Annotated in this window: 18 protein-coding genes; 13 read left to right on the top strand and 5 right to left on the bottom strand. The window is 71.5% G+C overall.

The genetic code is table 11. The features are described from left to right. Window positions 1–11 precede the first annotated feature (11 nt). Window positions 12–1,649, bottom strand: coding sequence for an ABC-F family ATP-binding cassette domain-containing protein (locus F4558_RS29610; protein WP_167946923.1), 1,638 nt, complete (start codon window positions 1,647–1,649; stop codon window positions 12–14). A gap of 62 nt (window positions 1,650–1,711) precedes the next feature. On the opposite strand from F4558_RS29610, the gene F4558_RS29615 reads away from it, so the two are divergent. The 3 genes from F4558_RS29615 to F4558_RS29625 all read left to right on the top strand — a co-directional run bounded on the left by F4558_RS29615 (window position 1,712) and on the right by F4558_RS29625 (window position 3,313). Continuing rightward, window positions 1,712–2,482, top strand: a complete 771-nt coding sequence (locus F4558_RS29615; RefSeq protein ID WP_053654118.1) for an ROK family protein — start codon at window positions 1,712–1,714, stop codon at window positions 2,480–2,482. An 89-nt stretch (window positions 2,483–2,571) separates the two neighbouring features. After that, entirely contained in the window at window positions 2,572–2,940 is a 369-nt protein-coding gene (locus tag F4558_RS29620; RefSeq protein ID WP_053654116.1) for a tetratricopeptide repeat protein, read from the top strand. Between the two features lie 118 nt (window positions 2,941–3,058). Continuing rightward, complete coding sequence (locus F4558_RS29625; protein WP_007465523.1) at window positions 3,059–3,313, top strand: Smr/MutS family protein; 255 nt, start codon at window positions 3,059–3,061, stop codon at window positions 3,311–3,313. A gap of 24 nt (window positions 3,314–3,337) precedes the next feature. Here F4558_RS29625 and F4558_RS29630 read toward each other — a convergent pair whose 3' ends face one another. Beyond that, a complete protein-coding gene (locus tag F4558_RS29630) occupies window positions 3,338–3,787 on the bottom strand; it encodes a GNAT family N-acetyltransferase (RefSeq protein ID WP_082377423.1) in 450 nt (149 codons plus the stop codon). Between the two features lie 109 nt (window positions 3,788–3,896). Between F4558_RS29630 and F4558_RS29635 the strand changes: the two genes are divergently transcribed. Further along, window positions 3,897–5,345: an ATP-binding protein gene (locus F4558_RS29635; protein ID WP_053654112.1), complete on the top strand. Its 1,449-nt coding sequence runs from the start codon at window positions 3,897–3,899 to the stop codon at window positions 5,343–5,345. A gap of 79 nt (window positions 5,346–5,424) precedes the next feature. On the opposite strand, the gene F4558_RS29640 is transcribed toward F4558_RS29635, so the two are convergent. Further along, entirely contained in the window at window positions 5,425–5,784 is a 360-nt protein-coding gene (locus tag F4558_RS29640; protein WP_167946925.1) for a hypothetical protein, read from the bottom strand. 157 nt (window positions 5,785–5,941) lie between these two features. On the opposite strand from F4558_RS29640, the gene F4558_RS29645 reads away from it, so the two are divergent. Next, window positions 5,942–6,961: a hypothetical protein gene (locus tag F4558_RS29645; RefSeq protein ID WP_209274858.1), complete on the top strand. Its 1,020-nt coding sequence runs from the start codon at window positions 5,942–5,944 to the stop codon at window positions 6,959–6,961. Window positions 6,962–7,001: 40 nt separating this feature from the next. Continuing rightward, a complete protein-coding gene (locus F4558_RS29650) occupies window positions 7,002–7,943 on the top strand; it encodes a threonine/serine dehydratase (protein ID WP_167946929.1) in 942 nt (313 codons plus the stop codon). A 46-nt stretch (window positions 7,944–7,989) separates the two neighbouring features. On the opposite strand, the gene F4558_RS29655 is transcribed toward F4558_RS29650, so the two are convergent. Next, window positions 7,990–10,410, bottom strand: coding sequence for a M28 family peptidase (locus tag F4558_RS29655; RefSeq protein ID WP_167946931.1), 2,421 nt, complete (start codon window positions 10,408–10,410; stop codon window positions 7,990–7,992). A 276-nt stretch (window positions 10,411–10,686) separates the two neighbouring features. On the opposite strand from F4558_RS29655, the gene F4558_RS29660 reads away from it, so the two are divergent. The 7 genes from F4558_RS29660 (at window position 10,687) to F4558_RS29690 (ending at window position 19,382) form a co-directional block, all read left to right on the top strand. Then, the gene (locus tag F4558_RS29660) at window positions 10,687–11,886 is read left to right on the top strand and encodes a PP2C family protein-serine/threonine phosphatase (protein WP_231640003.1); all 1,200 of its coding nucleotides are present in this window, start codon (window positions 10,687–10,689) and stop codon (window positions 11,884–11,886) included. A gap of 5 nt (window positions 11,887–11,891) precedes the next feature. Next, entirely contained in the window at window positions 11,892–13,634 is a 1,743-nt protein-coding gene (locus F4558_RS29665) for a sensor histidine kinase (protein ID WP_209273447.1), read from the top strand. Beyond that, window positions 13,631–14,083, top strand: coding sequence for a response regulator (locus tag F4558_RS29670; protein WP_053654102.1), 453 nt, complete (start codon window positions 13,631–13,633; stop codon window positions 14,081–14,083). Before F4558_RS29665 ends, F4558_RS29670 begins: the two co-directional genes overlap by 4 nt. After that, window positions 14,076–14,885, top strand: a complete 810-nt coding sequence (locus F4558_RS29675) for an inositol monophosphatase family protein (RefSeq protein WP_053654100.1) — start codon at window positions 14,076–14,078, stop codon at window positions 14,883–14,885. The genes F4558_RS29670 and F4558_RS29675 overlap by 8 nt, the downstream gene beginning before the upstream one ends. Window positions 14,886–15,111: 226 nt before the next feature. Beyond that, window positions 15,112–16,086, top strand: coding sequence for a coiled-coil domain-containing protein (locus F4558_RS29680; RefSeq protein ID WP_369814783.1), 975 nt, complete (start codon window positions 15,112–15,114; stop codon window positions 16,084–16,086). Between the two features lie 36 nt (window positions 16,087–16,122). Continuing rightward, window positions 16,123–17,685: a fused MFS/spermidine synthase gene (locus F4558_RS29685; protein WP_209273448.1), complete on the top strand. Its 1,563-nt coding sequence runs from the start codon at window positions 16,123–16,125 to the stop codon at window positions 17,683–17,685. 71 nt (window positions 17,686–17,756) lie between these two features. Further along, window positions 17,757–19,382: a serine/threonine-protein kinase gene (locus F4558_RS29690; RefSeq protein WP_167946935.1), complete on the top strand. Its 1,626-nt coding sequence runs from the start codon at window positions 17,757–17,759 to the stop codon at window positions 19,380–19,382. Window positions 19,383–19,429: 47 nt separating this feature from the next. On the opposite strand, the gene F4558_RS29695 is transcribed toward F4558_RS29690, so the two are convergent. Next, the gene (locus F4558_RS29695) at window positions 19,430–20,098 is read right to left on the bottom strand and encodes a potassium channel family protein (RefSeq protein ID WP_053654971.1); all 669 of its coding nucleotides are present in this window, start codon (window positions 20,096–20,098) and stop codon (window positions 19,430–19,432) included. Window positions 20,099–20,106: the final 8 nt, after the last annotated feature.

Below are 20,106 nucleotides of genomic sequence, written 5' to 3' on the forward strand. Positions count from 1 at the left end.
GCCGGCACGGATCAATCCTCGGCGATCCGCCCGGCGTCCACCCGCAGTCGACGGTTCGTCTCGATGGCGGCAAGCATCCGCCGGTCATGGGTGACCAGCAGCAGTGTGCCCGGGTAGCTGGCAAGGGCCGATTCGAGCTGCTCGATGGCGGGCAGGTCCAGGTGGTTCGTAGGCTCGTCGAGCACCAGCAGGTTGACGCCCCGACCCTGGAGCAGGGCCAGCGCCGCGCGGGTCCGCTCTCCGGGGGAGAGGGTGGCTGCCGGCCGCGGGACGTGCGCCGCCCGCAATCCGAACTTGGCCAGCAGGGTCCGCGCGTCCGCCGGCGACATGTGGGGTACGGCCGCGTGGAACGCGTCGATCAGCGGGGCGTCGCCGAGGAACAGCCCTCGGGCCTGGTCGACCTCGCCGACCACCACACCCGGCCCCAACGAGGCGGTGCCCTCGTCCAGCGGCAGCCGGCCCAGCAGCGCGGCCAGCAGGGTGGACTTGCCGGAGCCGTTCGCCCCGGTGACCGCGACCCGGTCCGCCCAGTCGATCTGGAGGTCGATCGGGCCGAGGGTGAAGCCGCCACGGCGTACCACGGCACCTCGAAGCGTGGCCACGACGGCGCCGGCGCGGGGTGCGGCGGCGATCTCCATGCGCAGCTCCCACTCCTTGCGGGGCTCCTCGACCACGTCGAGCCGTTCGATCAGCCGTTCGGTCTGCTTCGCCTTGGAGGCCTGCTTCTCGGTCGCCTCGCTGCGGAACTTCCGGCCGATCTTGTCGTTGTCGGTGGCCTTGCGCCGGGCGTTCTTCACGCCCTTCTCCATCCAGGAGCGCTGGGTACGCGCCCGCGCCTCCAGACCGGCGCGGGTGTCGGCGTACTCCTCGAAGTCGGCGCGGGCGTGCCGGCGCGCCACCTCGCGCTCCTCCAGGTAGGCCGCGTAGCCGCCGCCGTACTGGTTGATCTGCTGCTGGGGCAGGTCCAGCTCCAGCACACGGGTCACTGTGCGGGTGAGGAACTCCCGGTCGTGGCTGACAAGCACCGTGCCGGCCCGCAGCCCGGTGACGAACTCCTCCAGCCGCTCCAGCCCGGCCAGGTCCAGATCGTTCGTCGGCTCGTCGAGCAGGAACACGTCGTACCGGCTGAGCAGCAGCGACGCGAGCCCGGCCCGGGCGGCCTGACCACCGGAGAGCCCGGTCGTCGGATGGTCCAGGTCGACCGCGAGCCCCAGGTCGGCGCTTACCTGCTCGGCGCGCTCCTCCAGATCCGCACCGCCGAGGGCGAGCCAGCGCTCCAGGGCATCGGCGTACGCGTCGTCGGCCCCTACCGCCCCGGCGGTCAGCGCCTCGGCCGCCGCGTCCAACGCGGCCTGCGCGGCGGTCACCCCGGTCCGGCGGGCCAGGAAGTCACGTACCGTCTCGCCCGGCCGCCGCTCCGGCTCCTGCGGCAGGTGCCCGACGCTCGCGGTGGGCGGGCTGAGTCGGACGCTGCCGGCCTCCACCGGAAGCAACCCCGCGAGGGTACGCAGCAACGTCGACTTGCCGGCGCCGTTCGGCCCGACCAGGCCGACCACGTCGCCGGGGGCGACCACCAGGTCCAGGCCAGCGAACAGTGGTCGGTCGCCGTGCCCGGCGGCCAGGTCCTTGACGATCATCGTGGCGCTCATCAGGACGGCAGCCTATCCGGCTGCCCGCATACGAACCGACGGCAGCGGGCAGACTCAACAGCGTGGTGACCACACTGGCGATCGACTGCGGTGGCGGCGGCATCAAGGCGTCGGTGCTCGACGAGGCCGGCACGATGCGCGCCCGGCCGCTGCGCGTGCCGACTCCGTACCCGCTGCCGCCCGCACTGTTCGTCCAGACGCTGCTGGACCTGGGCGCGCGGCTGCCGACGGCGGACCGGCTGACCGTAGGCGTACCCGGCATGATCAGGCACGGAGTGGTGGTCGCCACCCCGCACTACGTAACCAGGAACGGTCCGCGCACCCGCGTCGACCCGGACCTGCTTGCCGAGTGGTCCGGCTGGGACGCCCGCGGCGCGTTGGCCGACGCGTTCGGGGTGCCCGCGCTGGTGCTCAACGACGCCGAGGTGCACGGCGCCGGGGTGGTCGCCGGCACCGGCTGCGAGCTGGTGCTGACCCTGGGGACGGGGCTGGGCAGCGCCCTCTTCGACGGCGGTCGGCTCGCGCCGCACCTTGAGCTGTCCCACGCGCCGGTGCGGTGGGGAACCACCTACGACACGTACGTCGGTGAGCCGGAGCGTCGGCGACTCGGCGACGCGTTCTGGTCCCGCCGGATCCGACAGGTGGTGGACGGGCTCCGTCCCGTGTTCCGCTGGGACCGCCTCTATCTGGGCGGAGGCAACTCGCGGCTGATCCGGCCCGAGCAACTGGCCCGGATGGGCGACGACGTGGTGGTGGTGCCGAACACCGCAGGCATCGTCGGTGGCGTCCGCGCCTGGGAGCTGTCCACCGGCCGCCGGAACGCCCGAACCTGACCCGATCTCGACATCGGGAACAGTCGCCAAACTCACAGCGTTGTGCCAGCGTCGGGACAGGTGACGGTACGACCCGAGGAGGTGGACAGATGGATCTTCTGGCGGACTACCGGCGGGCGACCATGTTCTTCGAGACCGGCGACCCGAGCGGGGCGGCCCGACTGCTGGAGCCGATCGTGGACGCCGAGCCCGGCAACGCGGCGGTCCGGCAGTTGCTGGCCCGGGCATACTTCCAGTCGGCCCAGCTCAACCGGGCCGAGGCGCACCTGCGGGAGCTGGTCGACCGGGACCCGAGCGACCACTACGCGCACCACGTGCTTGGGCGGACGCTGGAGCGGCTGAACCGGCACACCGACGCGCTGCGGCACCTGCGGATCGCCGCCGCCATGTACGCGGCCAACGACGACTATCGGGTGGCGCTGGATCGGGTCGAGGCCCGTGTCGGCGGCACGCGCTGAACGAACCGGCGACGAGCAAGGGGCGGTCCTGCGGGGCCGCCCTTCGTCGTACGGCGGGGTGCCCGCCGAGCATGCCTAGGATGGCGGGCATGGGACCTGACCGGCCGGGGGCTGCGGCATGAAGCTCAAGCTGGACCTGCACGAGATCTTCAACAAGGGCCAGGACATCGACCGGGCGCTGCGCGGGATCATGGACGAGGCGGTGGCGAAGAAGGCCACCCTCGTCGAGATCATCCCCGGCAAGGGGTCGGGGCAGCTCAAGAAGCGGGTGCTGCGGTTCCTCGACCAGAAGGACGTCAAGCAGCTCTACCACCGGGTGGAGAAGGACTCGAAGAACTTCGGCCGCCTCTTCGTGCACTTCCGCTGGAAGTAGTGTCGTGCTGCCCGCGAGGCAGGTTCAGAGGTCCAGGACGCCAACCGTCTGGCCGCCACTCTGCTCGCCTGTCGGCCGGAAGCCCAGCTTCAGATAGAACTCCTCCGGCCCTCCTGCCCGGGGCTCCCAGGTGACGTATGCCTGGGTGCCGCCCCGGGCGCGGATCTCCCCGCAGGCGGCCGCGGTGGCGAACCGGCCGTAACCCTTCCCCTGTGCGTCGGCCGCGATGTTCAGCCGCCACAGACCGGAGCGCAGGTCGTCCGGATTGTCGCCCCACGGGATGTCGAGGAAGGCCATGAGAAAGCCGACCAGCCGGTCGCCGTCGTAGATCAGCCTGGGCCAGGCGTGGTCAGGGAAGACGTACGCCTCGGCCAGCGACTGGACCACCGGCGCGACCAGATCCTCCTGATCGGGGCGCACCGACAGTTCGAGGGCCGCCTCGTAGTTCTCCGGGGTGATCTTCTCCAGCCGCATGTCGCGGACCATAGCGGGCGGAGGTTGGACAAGCGACTGGGTTAGGCCGGAGCGGCTCCCGGCTGGTAGATTGGATCGAAGTAAGATCCGATCTAGCTTTGGAGAGGCTATGTTCGTCGGTCGGCGCACTGAACTTGACCTGCTCACCAAGCAGCTTGATCATGTGAAGCGCACCGGCGGTGGCCGCTCTGTCGCTATCCGCGGGCGGCGGCAGGTGGGCAAGTCGCGGCTCGTGCAGGAGCTGTGCGATCAGGTCGAACTGCCGTACTGCTTCTACACCGCCGTCAAGGGCGCGTCGAGCGTCGAAGCGGTCGGCCACTTTCTCGGCGCGCTGCGCGACTCGTCGCTGCTCACCTCCGGCGGTCGTGACCTCCTGCCGTCCCAACCGACGGCCGGTGGCTGGGGCGACATGCTGCGGGTCCTGGCGGGCGTCCTGCCCGACACGCCGAGTGTGGTCGTCTTTGACGAGTTGCCCTGGATCTCCGAGCAGGACGCGACGTTCGACGGGCACCTCCAGGTCGCCTGGGACAGGCTCCTCTCCAGCAAGCCGGTGCTACTACTGCTGCTGGGCAGTGATCTGCACATGATGCAGCGGTTCACCGAGTACGACCGGCCGTTCTACGGCAGGGCCACGAACATGGTCCTCGGCCCGTTCAACCTTGGCGAAACCGCCGCCGTGACCGGGCTGAGCGGCGCCGATGCGATCGATGCGCACCTGATCACTGGTGGCTTGCCCGGTGTCGCCCTGGAATGGGCCCCGGGAACGCCCCCCGCCGACTTCTTGCGACAGGAGATCTCCAACAAGACCTCGGCGTTGTTCACCGTCCCCGAGCAGTCCCTGGCGTCGGAGTTTCCCGCACCGGACACCGCCCGGCGCATTCTGGAAGCGGTCGGCGGCGCAGGCGGTCGCACGTTCAGCAACATCGCCGCAGCCGCCGGCGACCGCGGCGGCCCGGTCAGTTCCGGCACCCTGTCCCCGCTGCTGCACAGGCTCGTCGAGGAGAAGCAGATCCTCACCGTCGACAAGCCGTTGTCCACCAAGCCCAGCAAACTGGCCCAGTACCGAATCGCCGACAGCAACCTGCGCCTTTACCTGGCCATCTTGCGCGACGTGCATCAACTGGTTCTGCGCGACCGGACAGCGGCCGCCCGCGCTGTCCTTGACAGTCGGTGGTCCACCTGGCGGGGCAACGCCGTCGAGCCGATCATTCGCGATGCGCTGGCCATCTCCGCCGGTGCCGGACGCCTGCCCTGGGCCGACACGTGGGAAGTTGGCGCCTGGTGGAACCGGCAGTTCAACCCGGAGATCGATCTTGTGGGAGTCGACCGCACCCCGGTCGCCTCCCGCATCGCGTTCGCCGGCTCCATCAAATGGCAGGAGGGCCCGTTCGACAGGCGCCATCTCGACGAACTGCGGCGCGACGCCCCGCTGATCCCGGGTTTTCAGCTCGGCGTCAGCGGCCTGGTCGTCGTCAGCCGTTCTGGAGTCGACCTCCCGGCGGACTCTGTGGATCTTGTTTGGGGACCTGACGACATCGTCCAGACGTGGTCGGCCTGATGCAGGCAGACGTTGCGATGGGTGCGACGTTCTCCCCGCCAGCGGTCGCATGGACGCGACGAAGGCCAGCATCCACCGGTCAGAGGCTCGTGGTGAGGACGCCGCACGCGGCCAGCGGCAGCACCGCGCTCAGCGTGCCCACCAGGACCGACGAGCGGATCCGGGTACGGGACACGAGCACCGCGAGCATCGCCAGGCTGACCAGTAGAGCGAGGAACATCGCCGGCGCGGCCACGTAGAGCCCGAAGATCAGCGTGCGGGAGCGTTCGGAGTCGCACCCCTCGCCGCAGTCCGCCGGGACCGATCCGGAGAGCGTGCCGAGAAACAGGCCGAACGCCACGACGACTGCGACGTACCAGCCGACCAGCACCAGGAACGCGGCGCGTGGGTTGGCCCTGCCAGTGCCGGCGGGGGCGGGGCGTGGCGGCGACAGCGTCATGCCCGAAGTATCCGACGTCGTGCCAGCGGCGTCAGCCCCGAGTGCGCCGGGCCTTGTCGATGACCACGTCCGCGGGGAGTGGTGTGGCTACTAGGTTCGGAACATGTCATCTGGACCTTCGCGCCACCGTCCCGGAGTTGGTTGGCTGGTTCGCCGGCTGCCGACCCGGGCGGTCGAGGCGGCGTCCCACCTCCAGGCTTTCGTGCTCTCCGGCGTGGTCACGGTGCTGGCCGTGCGGGCGTACCTTGAGGCGGCCGACTATCCGCAGATCGGCGGCGGCGGGCTGCACATCGCCCATGTGCTCTGGGGCGGCCTGCTGCTCGCTGTCGGCCTCGGGATCCCGCTGGTCTTCCTTGGCGAAGGGCCACGCACAGCCGGGGCGATCGTCGGCGGCATCGGGTTCGGGCTGTTCATCGACGAGGTGGGCAAGTTCGTCACCACCGGCACCGACTACTTCTACGCCCCGGCCGCCGCCATCATCTACGTCGCGTTCGCCCTGCTCGTCCTGCTCACCCAGGCGGTACGTGGGCGTACCGGCCGATCCCAGTTGACCCCGGCCGAGCGTACGGCCAACGCGCTGGACATGGTGCTCAGCGGTCAGCCCGCCGGGCTGACCGACCGGCGTCGGGCGGACGTGCGGCGTCTCGTGCGGGGCACCGGGCCTGCCGACGAGGCGGCCGTGGAGCAGTTGCTGGACACGATGCCGCGACGGGAGCCGCCTCCGGTCCGGTTCTGGCAGCGGGCGGCGGACCGGGCCCGGCGTCTTGCCGCCTGGGCGACCCGGCAGCGCTGGCTGGTCTGGCTGGTGGTGGTCTACCTGGTGCTGGAGCCGGTGCTGGTCGTGGTGGCGGTGCTGCTGGACGGTGTGACCGGAGAGCTGGACCAGGAACGCGAGTGGGGCGCGGTGCTCGGTGTCACCGCCACCGCGCTTGTCACGGCGGTGCTCGGTCTGCGGGCAGCGTGGCTGCTGCGCCCGAACCGGCTCGACGCGTTCCGGCTGTTCAAGCTCGCACTGCTCGTCGACCTGCTGTTCGGGCAGATCTTCAACTTCACTGTCAACCAGTTCAGTGCGGTCGCCGTGGTCGCGATCGACCTGGCCCTGCTGGGGGTGGTCACCGCCGAGCACCGCCGGTTGCGGCGCGCCGCCGACCAGGGTGCCCTCCTCGGCGCTCCCTAGGATGGCTCACCGACCACGGTCCTAGTGAGGGGGCGTTTCCATGGTGGACAGGAACGACATCGAAGCGGCCGCCGCGCTGGTCGCCGGGCGGGTCCGGGAAACCCCGGTCATCGCCGTCGACGGGGCAGACCTGGGCGTGGCCGGGCAGCTCAGTCTCAAGCTGGAGTTGCACCAGCACACCGGCTCGTTCAAGCCGCGCGGCGCGTTCAACCGGATGCTCCAGGGGCCGCTGCCGCCGGCTGGGGTGATCGCCGCCTCGGGCGGAAACCACGGTCTCGCTGTCGCGTACGCGGCCCGGTCGCTGGGCGTACCGGCGGAGGTTTTCGTGCCGGTGACCTCCTCGCCGGTGAAGGTGCAGCGGCTCGCCGGGCTGGGTGCCCAGGTGCGGCAGGTGGGTCAGCACTACGCGGAGGCGTTGGCGGCGAGCACCCGACGGGCGGAGGAGACGGGCGCGCTTGTCGTGCACGCGTACGACCAGCCGGAGGTGGTGGCCGGTCAGGGCACCGTCGGGCGGGAACTGGAACGGCAGGTGGACGGCGTCGACACCGTGTTGGTGGCGGTCGGCGGTGGTGGGTTGGTGTCCGGCATCGCCAGTTGGTTCGACGGGTCGGTACGTGTCGTCGCCGTCGAGCCCGAGCAGATCCCCACGCTGCACTCCGCTCTCAAGGCGGGCGGGCCGGTCGACATCGCTGTGGGCGGCGTCGCCACCGACTCATTGGGTGCCCGACGGATCGGTGAGATCGCCTTCGACACCGCCCGCCGTACCGGGGTGGTTTCGGTGCTGGTCCGCGACGAGGATCTGGTGCGGGCGCGTCGGCTGCTCTGGTCGGAGCTGCGGGTCGCCACCGAGTTCGGTGGTGCTGCCGCGTTGGCCGCGCTGGTCGGCGGGGCGTACGTGCCGCAGGCGGGGGAGCGGGTGGCGGTGATCGTCTGCGGCGGCAACACCGATCCGAGTGACCTGGGACCGGCCGCGCCGCACTGAGCTGGCCCGGCGGGGAGCAACCCCCGCCGGACCAGCGGCGGGTGGGTCAGAGGGGATAGGTGCGGGCGACCGCAAGCATGTCGGACCTGTGCGACCCGACGATGCCGACGTCCGGCGGTCGGGGGCGGAAGCCGGGCAGCGCGTCCAGGCCGTCGCTGGCGTCCATGGCCCGCACCACTACCGGCCCGCCCTTCGGGCTCACTGTCAGGGTGACCTCGAAGCCCTCCGGCGGCAGGGCGTGGAAGACCAGCCCGAAGCCCCACTTCCCCTTCCTGGGCTCCATCGGCACCGGTCGGCCGGCGACCTCGGCGCGCAGCACCGTGGCGGTCGACGTGTCGACGTGCAGGGTGGCCAGCCGGGCCGGCCGTTGCGGGGTGAGCCGCAGCCGCAGGGTGCGCTCGGTGCCGGAGGTGCTGTCGGCAAGCACGTCCACCTTCGGCGCCGGCAGGTTCGTCACCGGTGCCGGCCCGGTTCGCAGCTTGGCCTTGCCCAGCCCGGGGAAGTCGTCCTCGACGCTTGTGAACCCGCCCACGTAGCCGTCGGTCCACGGCTGCGGATCGGGCTCGCGGCTGAGCCAGCGGGCCTGGCCGGTGCCGGCGTCCAGGGCGTACATCAGGTGGGTGGGCGCGGGGTGGTCGGCGTCCAACCGGTCCACGACGAGCCCGACCCCGGCGAGCACCACGGCCGCCAGGGCGGCGGCCACGGCCGGCAGGACGGCGAGCCGTCGGGCGCGCAGGGCCACCAGCCCCCGCTGACCGCCGGCCTGCGGGTGCAGCAGGTCGACCACCGGTAGGGCGGTCAGACCGAGCAGCACCGCGACAAGCGCGGCAACTCCGCCCTTCGCCATGCCCAGCGCGGGAAAGAGCAGAGTCACCGTGGGCAGCAGGATGATCACGCCGACCGCTGCGGCGACGGTCGTCGCGACCACCGGCCACGGCCCGGTCTGCCGGGTCCGCAGCGCGACGAGCCCGGCGATGCCACCGGCCAGGGCCGGCAGTGTGGTGAGGTACGCCCCACCGGGCACCGCGACGGCGAGCAGCACCCCGAACACTGCCAGCCAGGCCAGCCCGCCGAAGGCGAGCGCGGCCGGGCCGACCCGGCGGCGGGTCAGCGCGTACCAGGTGAACAGGATCGCGGCGGCGAGCGCCAGCACTGCCATTCGGTACCAGATCGGCCGGTACGGGTCGAGCAGTTGGGCGTACCCCGGTCGGATGGCCCTGATCGCCAGCCAGAGCAGTTGCGCGGCGGCCGGCGCGGCCACGATCGGCACGAGGGCGAGCCCGAAGCCGGCGGCCAGGCGGCCGGTGCTGGCCCGGCCCTGGCGGCGGGTCAGCCAGCCCAGCGCGGCCACCGCGAGCACCGCGAGCAGGGCCAGCGGCAGGGTGAGCCAGCCGGGATAGCGGACCAGCCCGCCGGGGACCGGGAAGTAGGTCGCGTCGTCGCCCGCACGCAGGGCGGTCAGGTCTGTGCTGCCGAATTCCCGGGCGAGGCCCAGCGCGTTGTCCCCGTGCTGCTGGAGGCTGCCCTGGCTCACCGCCGCAGGCGTGTCCAGCGGCGTGTGGTAGACCGCGCCGCCGTCGATGTACGCCGAGTTCAACCCGACGAACTTCTGGTCGAGGAAGGCGGTGAAGTCGGTGTCGTTGGGCAGCGCTCGATAGATCTCCACTGCGAACGAGGTGCCGACCGGGTGCGGGGCGGCCCGGCTGAAGACGTCCACGAGCTTCGCGTTGTCCTGCGACGTCTCGAACATGATCACCGGGCCGGTGGACCCGCGCGCCTCCAGGTTGAGCACCACCCCGCCGTCGGCGGCCAGCGGATGGCTGGCGGAGAACGCCACAGCGCCGCAGAGGCACGCCTCCTCGGCGTCGGTGAGCACGAAGACGATGTCGTTGCGCGGCCGCGGGCCGACGCTGAGGGCGCGGGCCACCTCCAGGACGGCAGCGGTGCCGGCGGCGGCGTCGTTGCCACCCGGCCCGGTCTGCACCGAGTCGTAGTGGGACACCAGGAACACCCGGCCCGTCGGGTCGGTGCCGGGCAGCCGGGCCACCACGTTGCGGACCCGGGCCAGGGCCGTCCCGCCCGCCGCCCCGCTGAGTTCACCTGCCTCCGGTGCCACGGTGTCCTGCACCTCGGTCTCCAGGCCCAGCCCGCGTAGCCGCTGCTCAAGGTGCGCGCGGACCTGGTCGTTGGCCGGGCTGCCGGCGGCGTGCGGCCGGGCAGCGATCACCTGCACGTCCTCGAACGCGCGGGCGGCGCTGAACTCGCCCGTCGGAGCGTCCGCCGGCCGTGGCGTCGGCGTGCGCAGGTCGAGCAGGCTGCTGGCGCCGACGGCGACCAGCGCGACGAGCGCCGCGGCGGCAGCCAGGAGCCGCCGGCGCGGTCGCGCCAACGCACGGTCGGCAGCGGGTACGCCGCGTTTCGGGCGGGTCGGTGTGTCGGCCGTGGCGGCTGTGGAAGGTGCGCCCACGGGAACTCCTTGGGGATGGTGGGACCTGAGGGTGGCATCATCCTGCCTTCCGACTCCCCGGATGGCACGGCCGAACGTCCATCTATCTTCGGCCCGGCGGCGAGCAGTGACCCGGCCCATGCCCACCCGTGCCGCGCCCATCGTGTTGTGTGCGACCGTTGTCTAATACAGGATCAGCGGGGCACTCGGAAGGAGAGCGACATCACCAGCGAACTCCCGCGTCTCGCGGCGGTGACCCGGCCGCAGCGGGGAGCCGGCATTGCCGGTTCCCCTGTGGTGCCGTACCCCCACGGTGGCCTGGGGCGACACGCCAGCCTGCCGCCCGGTGAACGGTTGCGGGTGCTGCTGGTGGAGGACGACGAGGGCGACGCCTTCCTCGTCGGTGAGTTGCTCGCCGAGACGAACTCGATGATCGACCTGTTGGTCGCCACCAGCCTCAGCGAGGCGCGTCAGCGGATCACGAACGTCGACTGCGTCCTGCTCGACCTCGGCCTGCCCGACGCGCAGGGCCTGGACGGGCTGCGCCAGGTGCTGGAGATGTCCAGCGGCGCCGCGGTGTGCGTCCTGACCGGCCGCTCAGACGAACACCTGGGCATCGTGGCGGTCGCCGAGGGTGCACAGGACTACCTGGTCAAGGGTCAGGTGGACGGTGTCCTGCTGACCCGGGCGCTGCGCTACGCGGTGGAGCGCAAGCGCGCCGACGTGAACGCCCGCCGGCTGCGCGAGGTCGAGTTGCGCCAGGCCGAGTCGGCCCGGCTCGAACGTGGCCTGCTGCCCCAGCCCTTGATGACGACCGACCAGGTGGCGGTGCACACCTTCTACCGACCCGGCCGGCACGCCGCGTTGATCGGTGGAGATTTCTTCGACGTGGTGCAGACCCACCCGGACCGTCTCGACCTGATCGTCGGCGACGTCTGCGGGCACGGGGTCGACGAGGCCGCGCTCGGCGTGGAGCTGCGGGTGGCCTGGCGGGCACTGGTGCTCGCCAGGGTGCCGGACGACGAGGTGCTGCCCGCGCTGGAGCAGGTGCTGATGAGCGAGCGCCGCCTTCAGGAGATCTTCGCGACGGTGGCCGCCGTCCGCCTGGACCTGGATGCCAACCGGGCGACCGTTCGGCTCGCCGGGCATCCGCCACCGCTGCTGCTTTCCGGCGGGCGGGTCACTCCGGTGCCCGCGCCCGGCGGCCTGCTGCTGGGCGTACGACCCCGCCGGCCGATCGCCTACGACCTGGAGTTCGACACCGATGACTGGTCCCTGTTGATGTACACCGACGGCCTGATCGAGGGGCGGGTGGGCGCGAGCGACGATCGGCTCGACGTGCCGGGCCTGAGCGGGCTGCTCGACGAGCCGGCCAACCGTCAGGTGCCGCTGCCCGAGCTGCCGGCCTGGTTGGTGGGTCGGGCCGAGCAGATCAACGGCGGCCCGCTCGCTGACGACGTGGCCATGCTGCTGGTCAGCCGGGGCGGTGGCAGGTGAAGTCGATGGTTGGCGGCTGGAATCTGCGCCGCCGGGTCATGACCATGCTCGTCGTCGTGGGTCTGCTGCTGATCGGACTGGCCGGCGCGGAGGCGGCGGTGGCCGCCCGCAACCGCACGCAGATCGACGCGATCCTCAACAAGACCGCCCCGCTGCGGGTGCAGTCGCAGGAGTTGCTCAACGCGCTGCTCGACCAGGAGACGGCGGTCCGCGGGTACGCGGTCAGCGGTGACCCGGCCGACCTCGGCCCGTACCAGGTCGGGCTCGACCAGGAGCGGGACACCATCGCCTCGATGCAGATGCTGCTCCACGACTACCCGCAGATCGGCCAGGAGCTGCGGATAGTCGAGGAGCGTACCGAGCAGTGGCGGCGGTCGGTCGCCGAGCCGGTGATCACGGCAACCAAGGAGAGGGGCACCAGGGCCGGCCAGGAACTGGTCACCGACGGCGCTCGGCAGCAGTTCGACGAGTTGCGGGCTGCGGTCGGCGATCTCCAGGAGGAGATCCTGAGCGCCCGGGAGCAGTCCGCCGGCGACGTACGTCGCAGCAGCAACCTGCTGGTCGTGCTGTTGATCGTCGCCGCGTTGGTGGTGGTCGTGGCCGGCTCGGCCCTGCTGCTGTCCCTGGACCGGATGGTGATCCGGCCACTGATCGGGCTGGCCGCCCAGGTCCGTGAGGTCGCCGACGGTGACTACCAGCACCGCATCGCCACCACCGGCCCACCGGAGTTCGTCCGGCTCGGCGAGGACGTGGACGCGATGCGCCAGAAGATCGCCGCCGACCTGGCCGAGGTGCGGGAGGCCCGCGAGCGCATCGAGTGGGTCAACACCCAGCTCCAGAAGCAGGCCGAGGAGCTGACCCGGTCCAACCGCGACCTGGAGCAGTTCGCGTACGTCGCCTCGCACGATCTCCAGGAGCCGCTGCGCAAGGTGGCCAGCTTCTGCCAGTTGCTCCAACGCCGCTACTCGGGGCAGCTCGACGAGCGGGCCGACCAGTACATCGCCTTCGCGGTCGACGGCGCGCAGCGGATGCAGCGCCTGATCAACGACCTGCTCGCGTTCTCCCGGATCGGTCGGCTCACCACCGGTTTCGTCGACGTCGACCTGAACAAGGTGATGGGGGACGTGGCCGGGCAGACCGAGGCCGCCCGGCAGTACGCCGACGCGGAGTTGACCTGGACCGAGATGCCGGTGATCCGGGGCGAGGAGCCCCTGCTCACCAACCTGCTGGCGAACCTGGTCAGCAACTCGATCAAGTTCCGTCGTCCGGACGTGCCGCCGAAGGTGCACATCTCGTCCCGCCTGGTCGACGGCGAGTGGGAGATCACCTGTCAGGACAACGGCATCGGTATCGAGCCCGAATTCGCCGACAAGATCTTCGTCATCTTCCAGCGGCTGCACTCGAAGGACGCGTACCCGGGCACCGGCATCGGGTTGGCGATCGTCAAGAAGATCGTGGAATATCACGGCGGCCGGGTCTGGGTGGACACCGACGTGCCGGAGGGTACGGCGATCCGGTTCACCCTGCCGGTACGGCCCGAGGACCTGGAGGCGACCGTCGCCGCCGACCCGGCGGAGCAGCCGGAGCAGTCGGACCAGCCGGAGTCGATCGCTACTGACGAGACAAAAGCCGCAGACGAGTCGCCGGATGCCCTGCCGGAACAGTCCGCCGGGTCGGACCGGAAGGACGGGGCCGACGGGTCGCCGGAAGGCGGTAGAACGGGTGACATGAGGGAGACGGTGGGATGACCGCGCCGGCCGACGGCAAGAGCCCGATCGAGGTCCTGCTCGTGGAGGACGATCCGGGTGACGTGTTGATGACCCAGGAGGCGTTCGAGGAGCACAAGCTGCGCAATCGGCTGACAGTCGTCTCCGACGGCGCTGAGGCGCTCGCCTACCTGCGGCGGGAGGGTCAGTACGCGGACGTGGTGATGCCCGATCTGATCCTGCTCGACCTCAACCTGCCCCGCCGGGATGGTCGGGAGGTGCTCGAAGAGATCAAGAAGGACGATGAGCTTCGCCGCATCCCGGTGGTCGTGCTCACCACCTCGCAGGCCGACGAGGACATCCTGCGCAGCTACCAGCTGCACGCCAACGCCTACGTGACGAAGCCTGTCGACTTCGAGCGCTTCATCTCGGTGGTCCGGCAGATCGACGAGTTCTTCGTCAGCGTGGTCAAGTTGCCGCCTCGTGGCTGACACCCTGCTCGACGACGTCGGCGACCTGCTCCTGGAGGCCGCCGACCAGGTCGTGCTGCCGCTGTTCCGCAAGCTCGACGAGGCTGACGTGTCGGAGAAGGCACCCGGCGAGGTGGTGACCGTCGCCGACCGTCGCGCCGAAGAGCTGATCTCGGCAGGGCTGCGCCGGCTCCGGCCCGGCTCGGTGGTCGTCGGTGAGGAGGGCGTCGCCGACGACCCGGGGCTGTTGCGGCACCTGCGCGACAGCGGGGACGTCTGGCTGGTCGACCCGGTCGACGGCACCGCCAACTTCGCCGCAGGCCGCCGCCCGTTCGCCCTGATGGTGGCGCTGCTTACCGACGGCCGCCCGACCGCAGGCTGGATCCTCGACCCGCTGGCCGAGACGATTGCCGTCGGGCGGGCCGAGGACGGCACCCTGCTCAACGGTCGGCCGGTGGGCGCCGCCGCGACGGTGCCGCCGGTGGGCGACCTGCGCGGCGCGGCGATGACCCGGTTCCTGCCGCCGGAGGCCCGGGAGCGGGTCCGTGCCGGTGGCCGGCGACTCGGCGAACTGCTGCCGGGCCAGCACTGCGCCGGCCGGGAATACCTGGACATCCTCACCGGCGAGCAGCAGTTCACCCTCTTCTGGCGCACCCTGCCCTGGGACCACGCCCCGGGCACCCTGCTGGTCCGCGCGGCCGGTGGTGTCGCCCGCCGGTTCGACGGCGTCGACTACCACCCCGCCGACGAGGGTCGCGGGCTGCTTGTCGCCGCCAACGAGCAGGTCTGGGCCGACGTGCACGACGCCCTGCTCAGCGCCTGACCGGCGTACGGCGACGACTGCGACACGCTGCGTCGACATCGAAGCGGCCGGGCGGTCACAGGGCTGGCCACCCGGGCGTGTTCCGGTATCGTGACCGGCGGTCTCCGCCAGCAGGCCGCCGACCGGCGCCGGCGGGGACGCCGCCGCGCGAGGTTCACCGGGGGCCGGCGGTCGACGGAAGGACGCTTTCGTGCCCAGGAACAGGCTCGCCCAGCGCGGTCGCCGCGTGCTGCTCCCGCTGCTCGCCGTGCTGCTGGTGCTCACCGGTACGGCCGTACCCGCGTACGCCGAGCCCAACGAGGGTGGCAGCAAGAAGCTCCAGGACGCGCTGGAGTCGACGGCCAAGGGCCACATCGAGGCCAAGGCCAAGTTGGACACCTCCAAGCGTCGGCAGACCGCGCTGGCCGGCGAGCTGAAGGCCGTCGAGGGGCGGCTCGTCGGGCTCACCGAGCAGGTCGGCGAGGTGGCCGCGCAGTCGTACCGCGTCGGTCGGATCACTCCGACGGCGATGCTGCTCAACACCGCCACCCCGCAGGCGTTCCTGCAACGCGCCGCCGACCTGGACCTGATGGCCCAGCGCGACAGCAAGCGGTTGCGTGATCTCGCCGAGGCTCAGCAGCAGGCACAGCAGGCCAAACTCGCTGTGGACGCCGAGGTCCGCGAGCAGCAGAAGCAGCTCGCCGTGATGGCGAAGAAGAAGAAGGAGGCCGAGGCGGCCCTCGCCGAGGTCAGCTCGGGTGGCAGCGGTGGCTTCAGCGGCGGCAGTTCCGCCTCGGCGAAGCCTGCGCCGCGCAACTCCGACGGGTCCTGGCCGTCGGAGTCCTGCTCGGTGAAGGACCCGACGACCTCCGGCTGCATCACCCCGCGCACCCTCAACGCGCTCAAGCAGACCCAGGCGGCCGGCTACAAGCGGCACGTCTCCTGCAAGCGCGAGGGCGGCAGCGGCGAGCACCCGAAGGGTCGGGCCTGCGACTTCTCGGCCGCCACGAACGGCTTCGAGGACCGCAACGCGACAGGCGGCGACAAGGCGTACGGGGACAGCCTGGCAGCCTGGCACGTGCGCAACGCCGACCGGCTGGGCGTGCTCTACGTGATCTGGTATCGGCAGATCTGGCATCCGGGGACGGGGTGGCGGTCGTACAGCGGCAGCGGCAGCCCTGCCGCGAGCCACACGAACCATGTTCATCTCTCGATGTACTGACCCGGAACGCCAGCTTCGCTGCGTACCATCGCGACGATGAGCTCCCCACCGTCCGAAATCGCGACCCCGCCGGCCCCCGCGGCCCCGCCCGTGCCGGTCACCGGCCGGGCGTTGCCCAACGGCTTGGCCGCGTTCCTGGTCTTCTTCTCCAGCGGCGCCGTGCTGGTGCTGGAGACCGTCGCGTTGCGCCTTGTCGGCCCCTACGTCGGGGTGACCCTCCAGGTGACCAGCTCGGTCATCGGCATCGCCCTGGCCGCGATCGCGTACGGGGCGTGGTCCGGCGGCTGGTTGGCCGACCGACGCGACCCGCGGGGCCTGCTGGCGCCGGCGCTGGTGCTGGCCGGCATCGCCACCGCGATCACCCTGCCGGTGGTCCGGTACGCAGGTGAGGTGCTGCGTGGCGGCGCGGCCAGCGCCATCCTGCTGCTTGTGGCGCTCGCCGTGTTCGTGCCGGCGGCACTCCTGGCCGCTGTCACCCCGCTTGTGGTGAAACTCCAACTCGCCGACCTGCGCCGCACCGGCCAGGTGGTCGGCCGGCTGTCCGGCATCGGCACGCTCGGCGGCATCACCGCGACCCTGCTCACCGGCTTCGTGCTGGTCGCCGCACTGCGCAGCACTGTCATCCTGCTCGCACTGGCGGTGTCGCTCGGGCTTGTCGGCGTCGGCCTCGGCTGGTACCTGCGCCGCCAGGCGCCCACCGAACTGCCCGGTCCGGCCCGCACCCGGGCCGCGCTGGCCGTGCTCGGCCTGATCGGGGCGGGACTGAGCACCGTCGCGCCGAACCCGTGCGACATCGAGACGGCCTACCACTGTGCCGAGGTGACAGCGGACCCGGACCGGCCCAGCGGTCGGGTCCTGCTGCTCAACTCGGCCCAGCACTCGTACGTGGACCTGGCCGACCCGAAGCACCTTCAGTACGCGTACACCAAGTGGATCGGCGCGGTCGCCGACGTGGCCGCGCCGGCCGGGCAGCGGTTGGACGCGCTGCACCTGGGCGGCGGCGGATTCACGGTGCCGATGTACCTGGCCGCCACCCGACCGGGCACCGACAATGTCGTGTTCGAGATCGACGGCGGGCTCGTCGAGCTGGGCAAGCGGGAGTTGGGCGTACGCCCGGGGCCGGGCCTGCGGGCCGAGGTGGGCGACGCCCGGATGCTTGTCGTCGGCGAGCCGGCGGACAGCCGGGACCTGGTCGTCGGTGACGCGTTCGGGCATCTCGTGGTGCCCTGGCACCTGGCCACCCGGGAGATGGCCGCCGAGGTCCGCCGGGTGACCCGCCCCGGCGGCGTGTACGTGCAGAACGTCATCGACTATCCGCCGCTGCGGTTCATCCGTGCCGAACTGGCCACTGTCGCCGCCGAGTTTCCGCACGTCGCGTTGGTGGCCCCGCCGGAGGCGCTCGCCGAGGAGCGCGGCAGCAACTTCCTCATCGTCGCCTCGGAAGCGCCGCTGCCGCTGGCCGCCATCGGCGCCCGGTTGGAGCAGGTCGACCGCACCGTCAGCCTGATCTCCGGCGCGGAGCTGACGGAATTCGTCGGCGGGGCGCTGGTGTTGACCGACGACTACGCCCCGGTGGACCAACTGTTGGCGACCGCCTGATCGGGTGAAACTCGTGACCGATTCCGATCGGTCAGGTGTAGTCCGGTGGCGTACGGGCAACAACGGCCACCATGGGTGGTGAGGATCGGAACGGTGCACAACTCCTCGATGAGCGGTACCGGCTGGTCGAGCAGCTCGGTGCGGGCGGCATGTCGGTGGTCTGGCGTGGCTACGACGAGGTGCTCGGCCGCCAGGTCGCGGTGAAGGTGCTGGCCTCCCGGCTGGCCAGCGACCGGGCCTTCCGGCACCGGATCCGGATCGAGGCGCAGGCCGCCGCGCGGCTGTGTCACCCCAACATCACCAACGTGTACGACTACGGCGAGTCCCAGCAGGTCGGCCTGACAGTGCCGTACGTGGTGATGGAGCTCGTCGACGGCGGTTCACTTGCCGGCCGGCTCAGCCGCGAGGGGCAGCTGCCGTGGCGGGAGGCGGTGGCCATCGGTGCCGAGGTCAGCTCGGCGCTTGCCACCGCGCACAGCCGTGGAGTCGTGCACCGCGACGTCACCCCGGGCAACGTGATGCTCACCCCGACCGGGGTGAAGGTCGTCGACTTCGGCATCTCCGCGCTGGTGGGGGAGAGCGAGAAGGGCCCTGACGGCGCACTGCTTGGCACGCCCGCGTACCTCGCACCGGAGCGGCTCGACAACGGCCAGGTCTCCCCGGCCACCGACGTGTACGCAGTCGGGCTGCTGCTCTACAGGATGCTCACGGGCCGGCTGCCGTGGGAGGCGACCACCACCACGCAGATGCTGCGGGCGCACATGTACAGCGACCCGGACCCGATGCCGTCGGTGCCGGGGCTGCCCGACGAGGTGACCGACCTGGTGCGCCGCTGCCTCGCCAAGCGACCCGGTGACCGGCCGGCCACCGCCGAGCTGGCCCGTACCCTCGCCGAGGCGGCCGGAATGCCGGCGGCCGTGCCGGTGTCACCGGCGGCCCATCTGGACCCGGCCGCCTTGGCCAGCGCGGGCACCACGATCCTGCCCTGGTCGGCGGCGACCGACGCGCTGCCGCTGTCGCGTACCCGTAACCGGGCTCGGCGGGTGAGCCGGCGCCGGCAGGTGGAGGCCTCGGTGGCCGCCGTGGGGCTGATCGCTGTCACCGGGGCGATGTGGGGGTTCACCTCCCGCAGCCCGGCCAGCGGCGAGGAGCGCCCCACCGAGGCGCGGATGGGTCTGCCGCAGGTCGCGCCGTGCGAGGTGTCGTACGCGCTGCGCACGGATTCCGGCAAGGACTTCACCGCCGAGCTGACGCTTACCAACACCGGGGAGCGTGAGCTGCGCGACTGGACGATGAGCTTCACCTTTCCCGGTCAGCAGAAGGTGACGAAGGCGGAGCCGGCCCCGGTGCGGCAGGACGGCGGCGAGGTGCAGATCCGGCCGGCAGAGCAGAGCACGAGCCTGGCGCCGGGCGCGGCCGAGAAGGTCACCCTGACCGGTTCGTACAGCGGGTCGAACCCGCTGCCTGTGGAGTTCCGCCTCGGCGACGCGCCCTGCGGGGTACGCGTCTCCGGTGTGGCGGGCACGGCCCCGGCCGTCGTCCCGCCGAGCAAGGCGCCGGCACCCAAGGCGACGACTAAGACTCCGGCCAAGACGACGAATACCGCGCCGAAGGCACCGAAGAAGGCCGCGCCGAAGCCCGAGAAGCCCGGCAAGGGGAAGGGGCCGGGTGGTGGCCCGGGAAAAGCGGAAAGGTGACGAAGGGTGAACGGAAGGGGCCGGGCGGCGGAAAGAAGTGAGCAGCCTCAGCGGAGCCTCGCGAACCGGTGTACCTGGTCGATCCCACCTTCCACGACGAGCACCCCTTCCCGGGGCAGTGGTGTGTCGTCCGCTGCGGACCGGAAGTGTTCCCCCGGCACCTTGAGGCCGACCACGCGGACTCCGTAGCGGTCGTCCGGGCGCAGGTCGAGCAGGGTCCGCCCGGCAAGGGACTCCGGCACCCGGACGGCGGCGATCGCGAAGTCGTCGTCGAGTTCGACGAAGTCGAGCAGCTGACTGACGATCAGGTGTGCCACCCGTTCGCCGGTCTCCGCCTCCGGAAAGATCACGTGGTGCGCGCCCACCGACGACAGGATCTTCGCGTGCTTCTGTGAGGTGGCCCGCGCCCAGACCTGCGGCACCCCCAGCTCGACAAGCGCCAGCACGGTGAGCACGCTTGCCTCCACCGAGGCGCCGATGGCCACCACGGCCCGCCCGAAGCCCGCGACACCGAGTTGCCGCAGTGACCCGTCCTCGGTCGCGTCGGCCTGGACCACCCGGTCGAGCTGTGCCGACCAGCGCTGCACCCGCTCCGGGTGCTTGTCGATGGCCAGCACCTCGTAGTTCATCCGGGTCAGCGAGCCAGCCAGGTGGCACCCGAACCGACCCAGCCCGATCACCACGACGCCTTCGCCGTCCGCGCGCCTAGTCGACACCTCGGCCT

Origin of the sequence: Micromonospora profundi, assembly GCF_011927785.1 — a bacterium.
GTDB lineage: Bacteria > Actinomycetota > Actinomycetes > Mycobacteriales > Micromonosporaceae > Micromonospora > Micromonospora profundi.

Excerpts from the sequence above, each read along its gene's own strand:
- F4558_RS29670 (WP_053654102.1), top strand. The coding sequence starts at position 13,631 with ATGACCGCGCCGGCCGACGGCAAGAGCCCGATCGAGGTCCTGCTCGTG.
- F4558_RS29620 (WP_053654116.1), top strand. The coding sequence starts at position 2,572 with ATGGATCTTCTGGCGGACTACCGGCGGGCGACCATGTTCTTCGAGACC.
- F4558_RS29685 (WP_209273448.1), top strand. The coding sequence starts at position 16,123 with ATGAGCTCCCCACCGTCCGAAATCGCGACCCCGCCGGCCCCCGCGGCC.
- F4558_RS29625 (WP_007465523.1), top strand. The coding sequence starts at position 3,059 with ATGAAGCTCAAGCTGGACCTGCACGAGATCTTCAACAAGGGCCAGGAC.
- F4558_RS29640 (WP_167946925.1), bottom strand. The coding sequence starts at position 5,784 with ATGACGCTGTCGCCGCCACGCCCCGCCCCCGCCGGCACTGGCAGGGCC.
- F4558_RS29630 (WP_082377423.1), bottom strand. The coding sequence starts at position 3,787 with ATGCGGCTGGAGAAGATCACCCCGGAGAACTACGAGGCGGCCCTCGAA.
- F4558_RS29650 (WP_167946929.1), top strand. The coding sequence starts at position 7,002 with ATGGTGGACAGGAACGACATCGAAGCGGCCGCCGCGCTGGTCGCCGGG.
- F4558_RS29665 (WP_209273447.1), top strand. The coding sequence starts at position 11,892 with ATGGTTGGCGGCTGGAATCTGCGCCGCCGGGTCATGACCATGCTCGTC.
- F4558_RS29690 (WP_167946935.1), top strand. The coding sequence starts at position 17,757 with ATGGGTGGTGAGGATCGGAACGGTGCACAACTCCTCGATGAGCGGTAC.
- F4558_RS29610 (WP_167946923.1), bottom strand. The coding sequence starts at position 1,649 with ATGAGCGCCACGATGATCGTCAAGGACCTGGCCGCCGGGCACGGCGAC.
- F4558_RS29635 (WP_053654112.1), top strand. The coding sequence starts at position 3,897 with ATGTTCGTCGGTCGGCGCACTGAACTTGACCTGCTCACCAAGCAGCTT.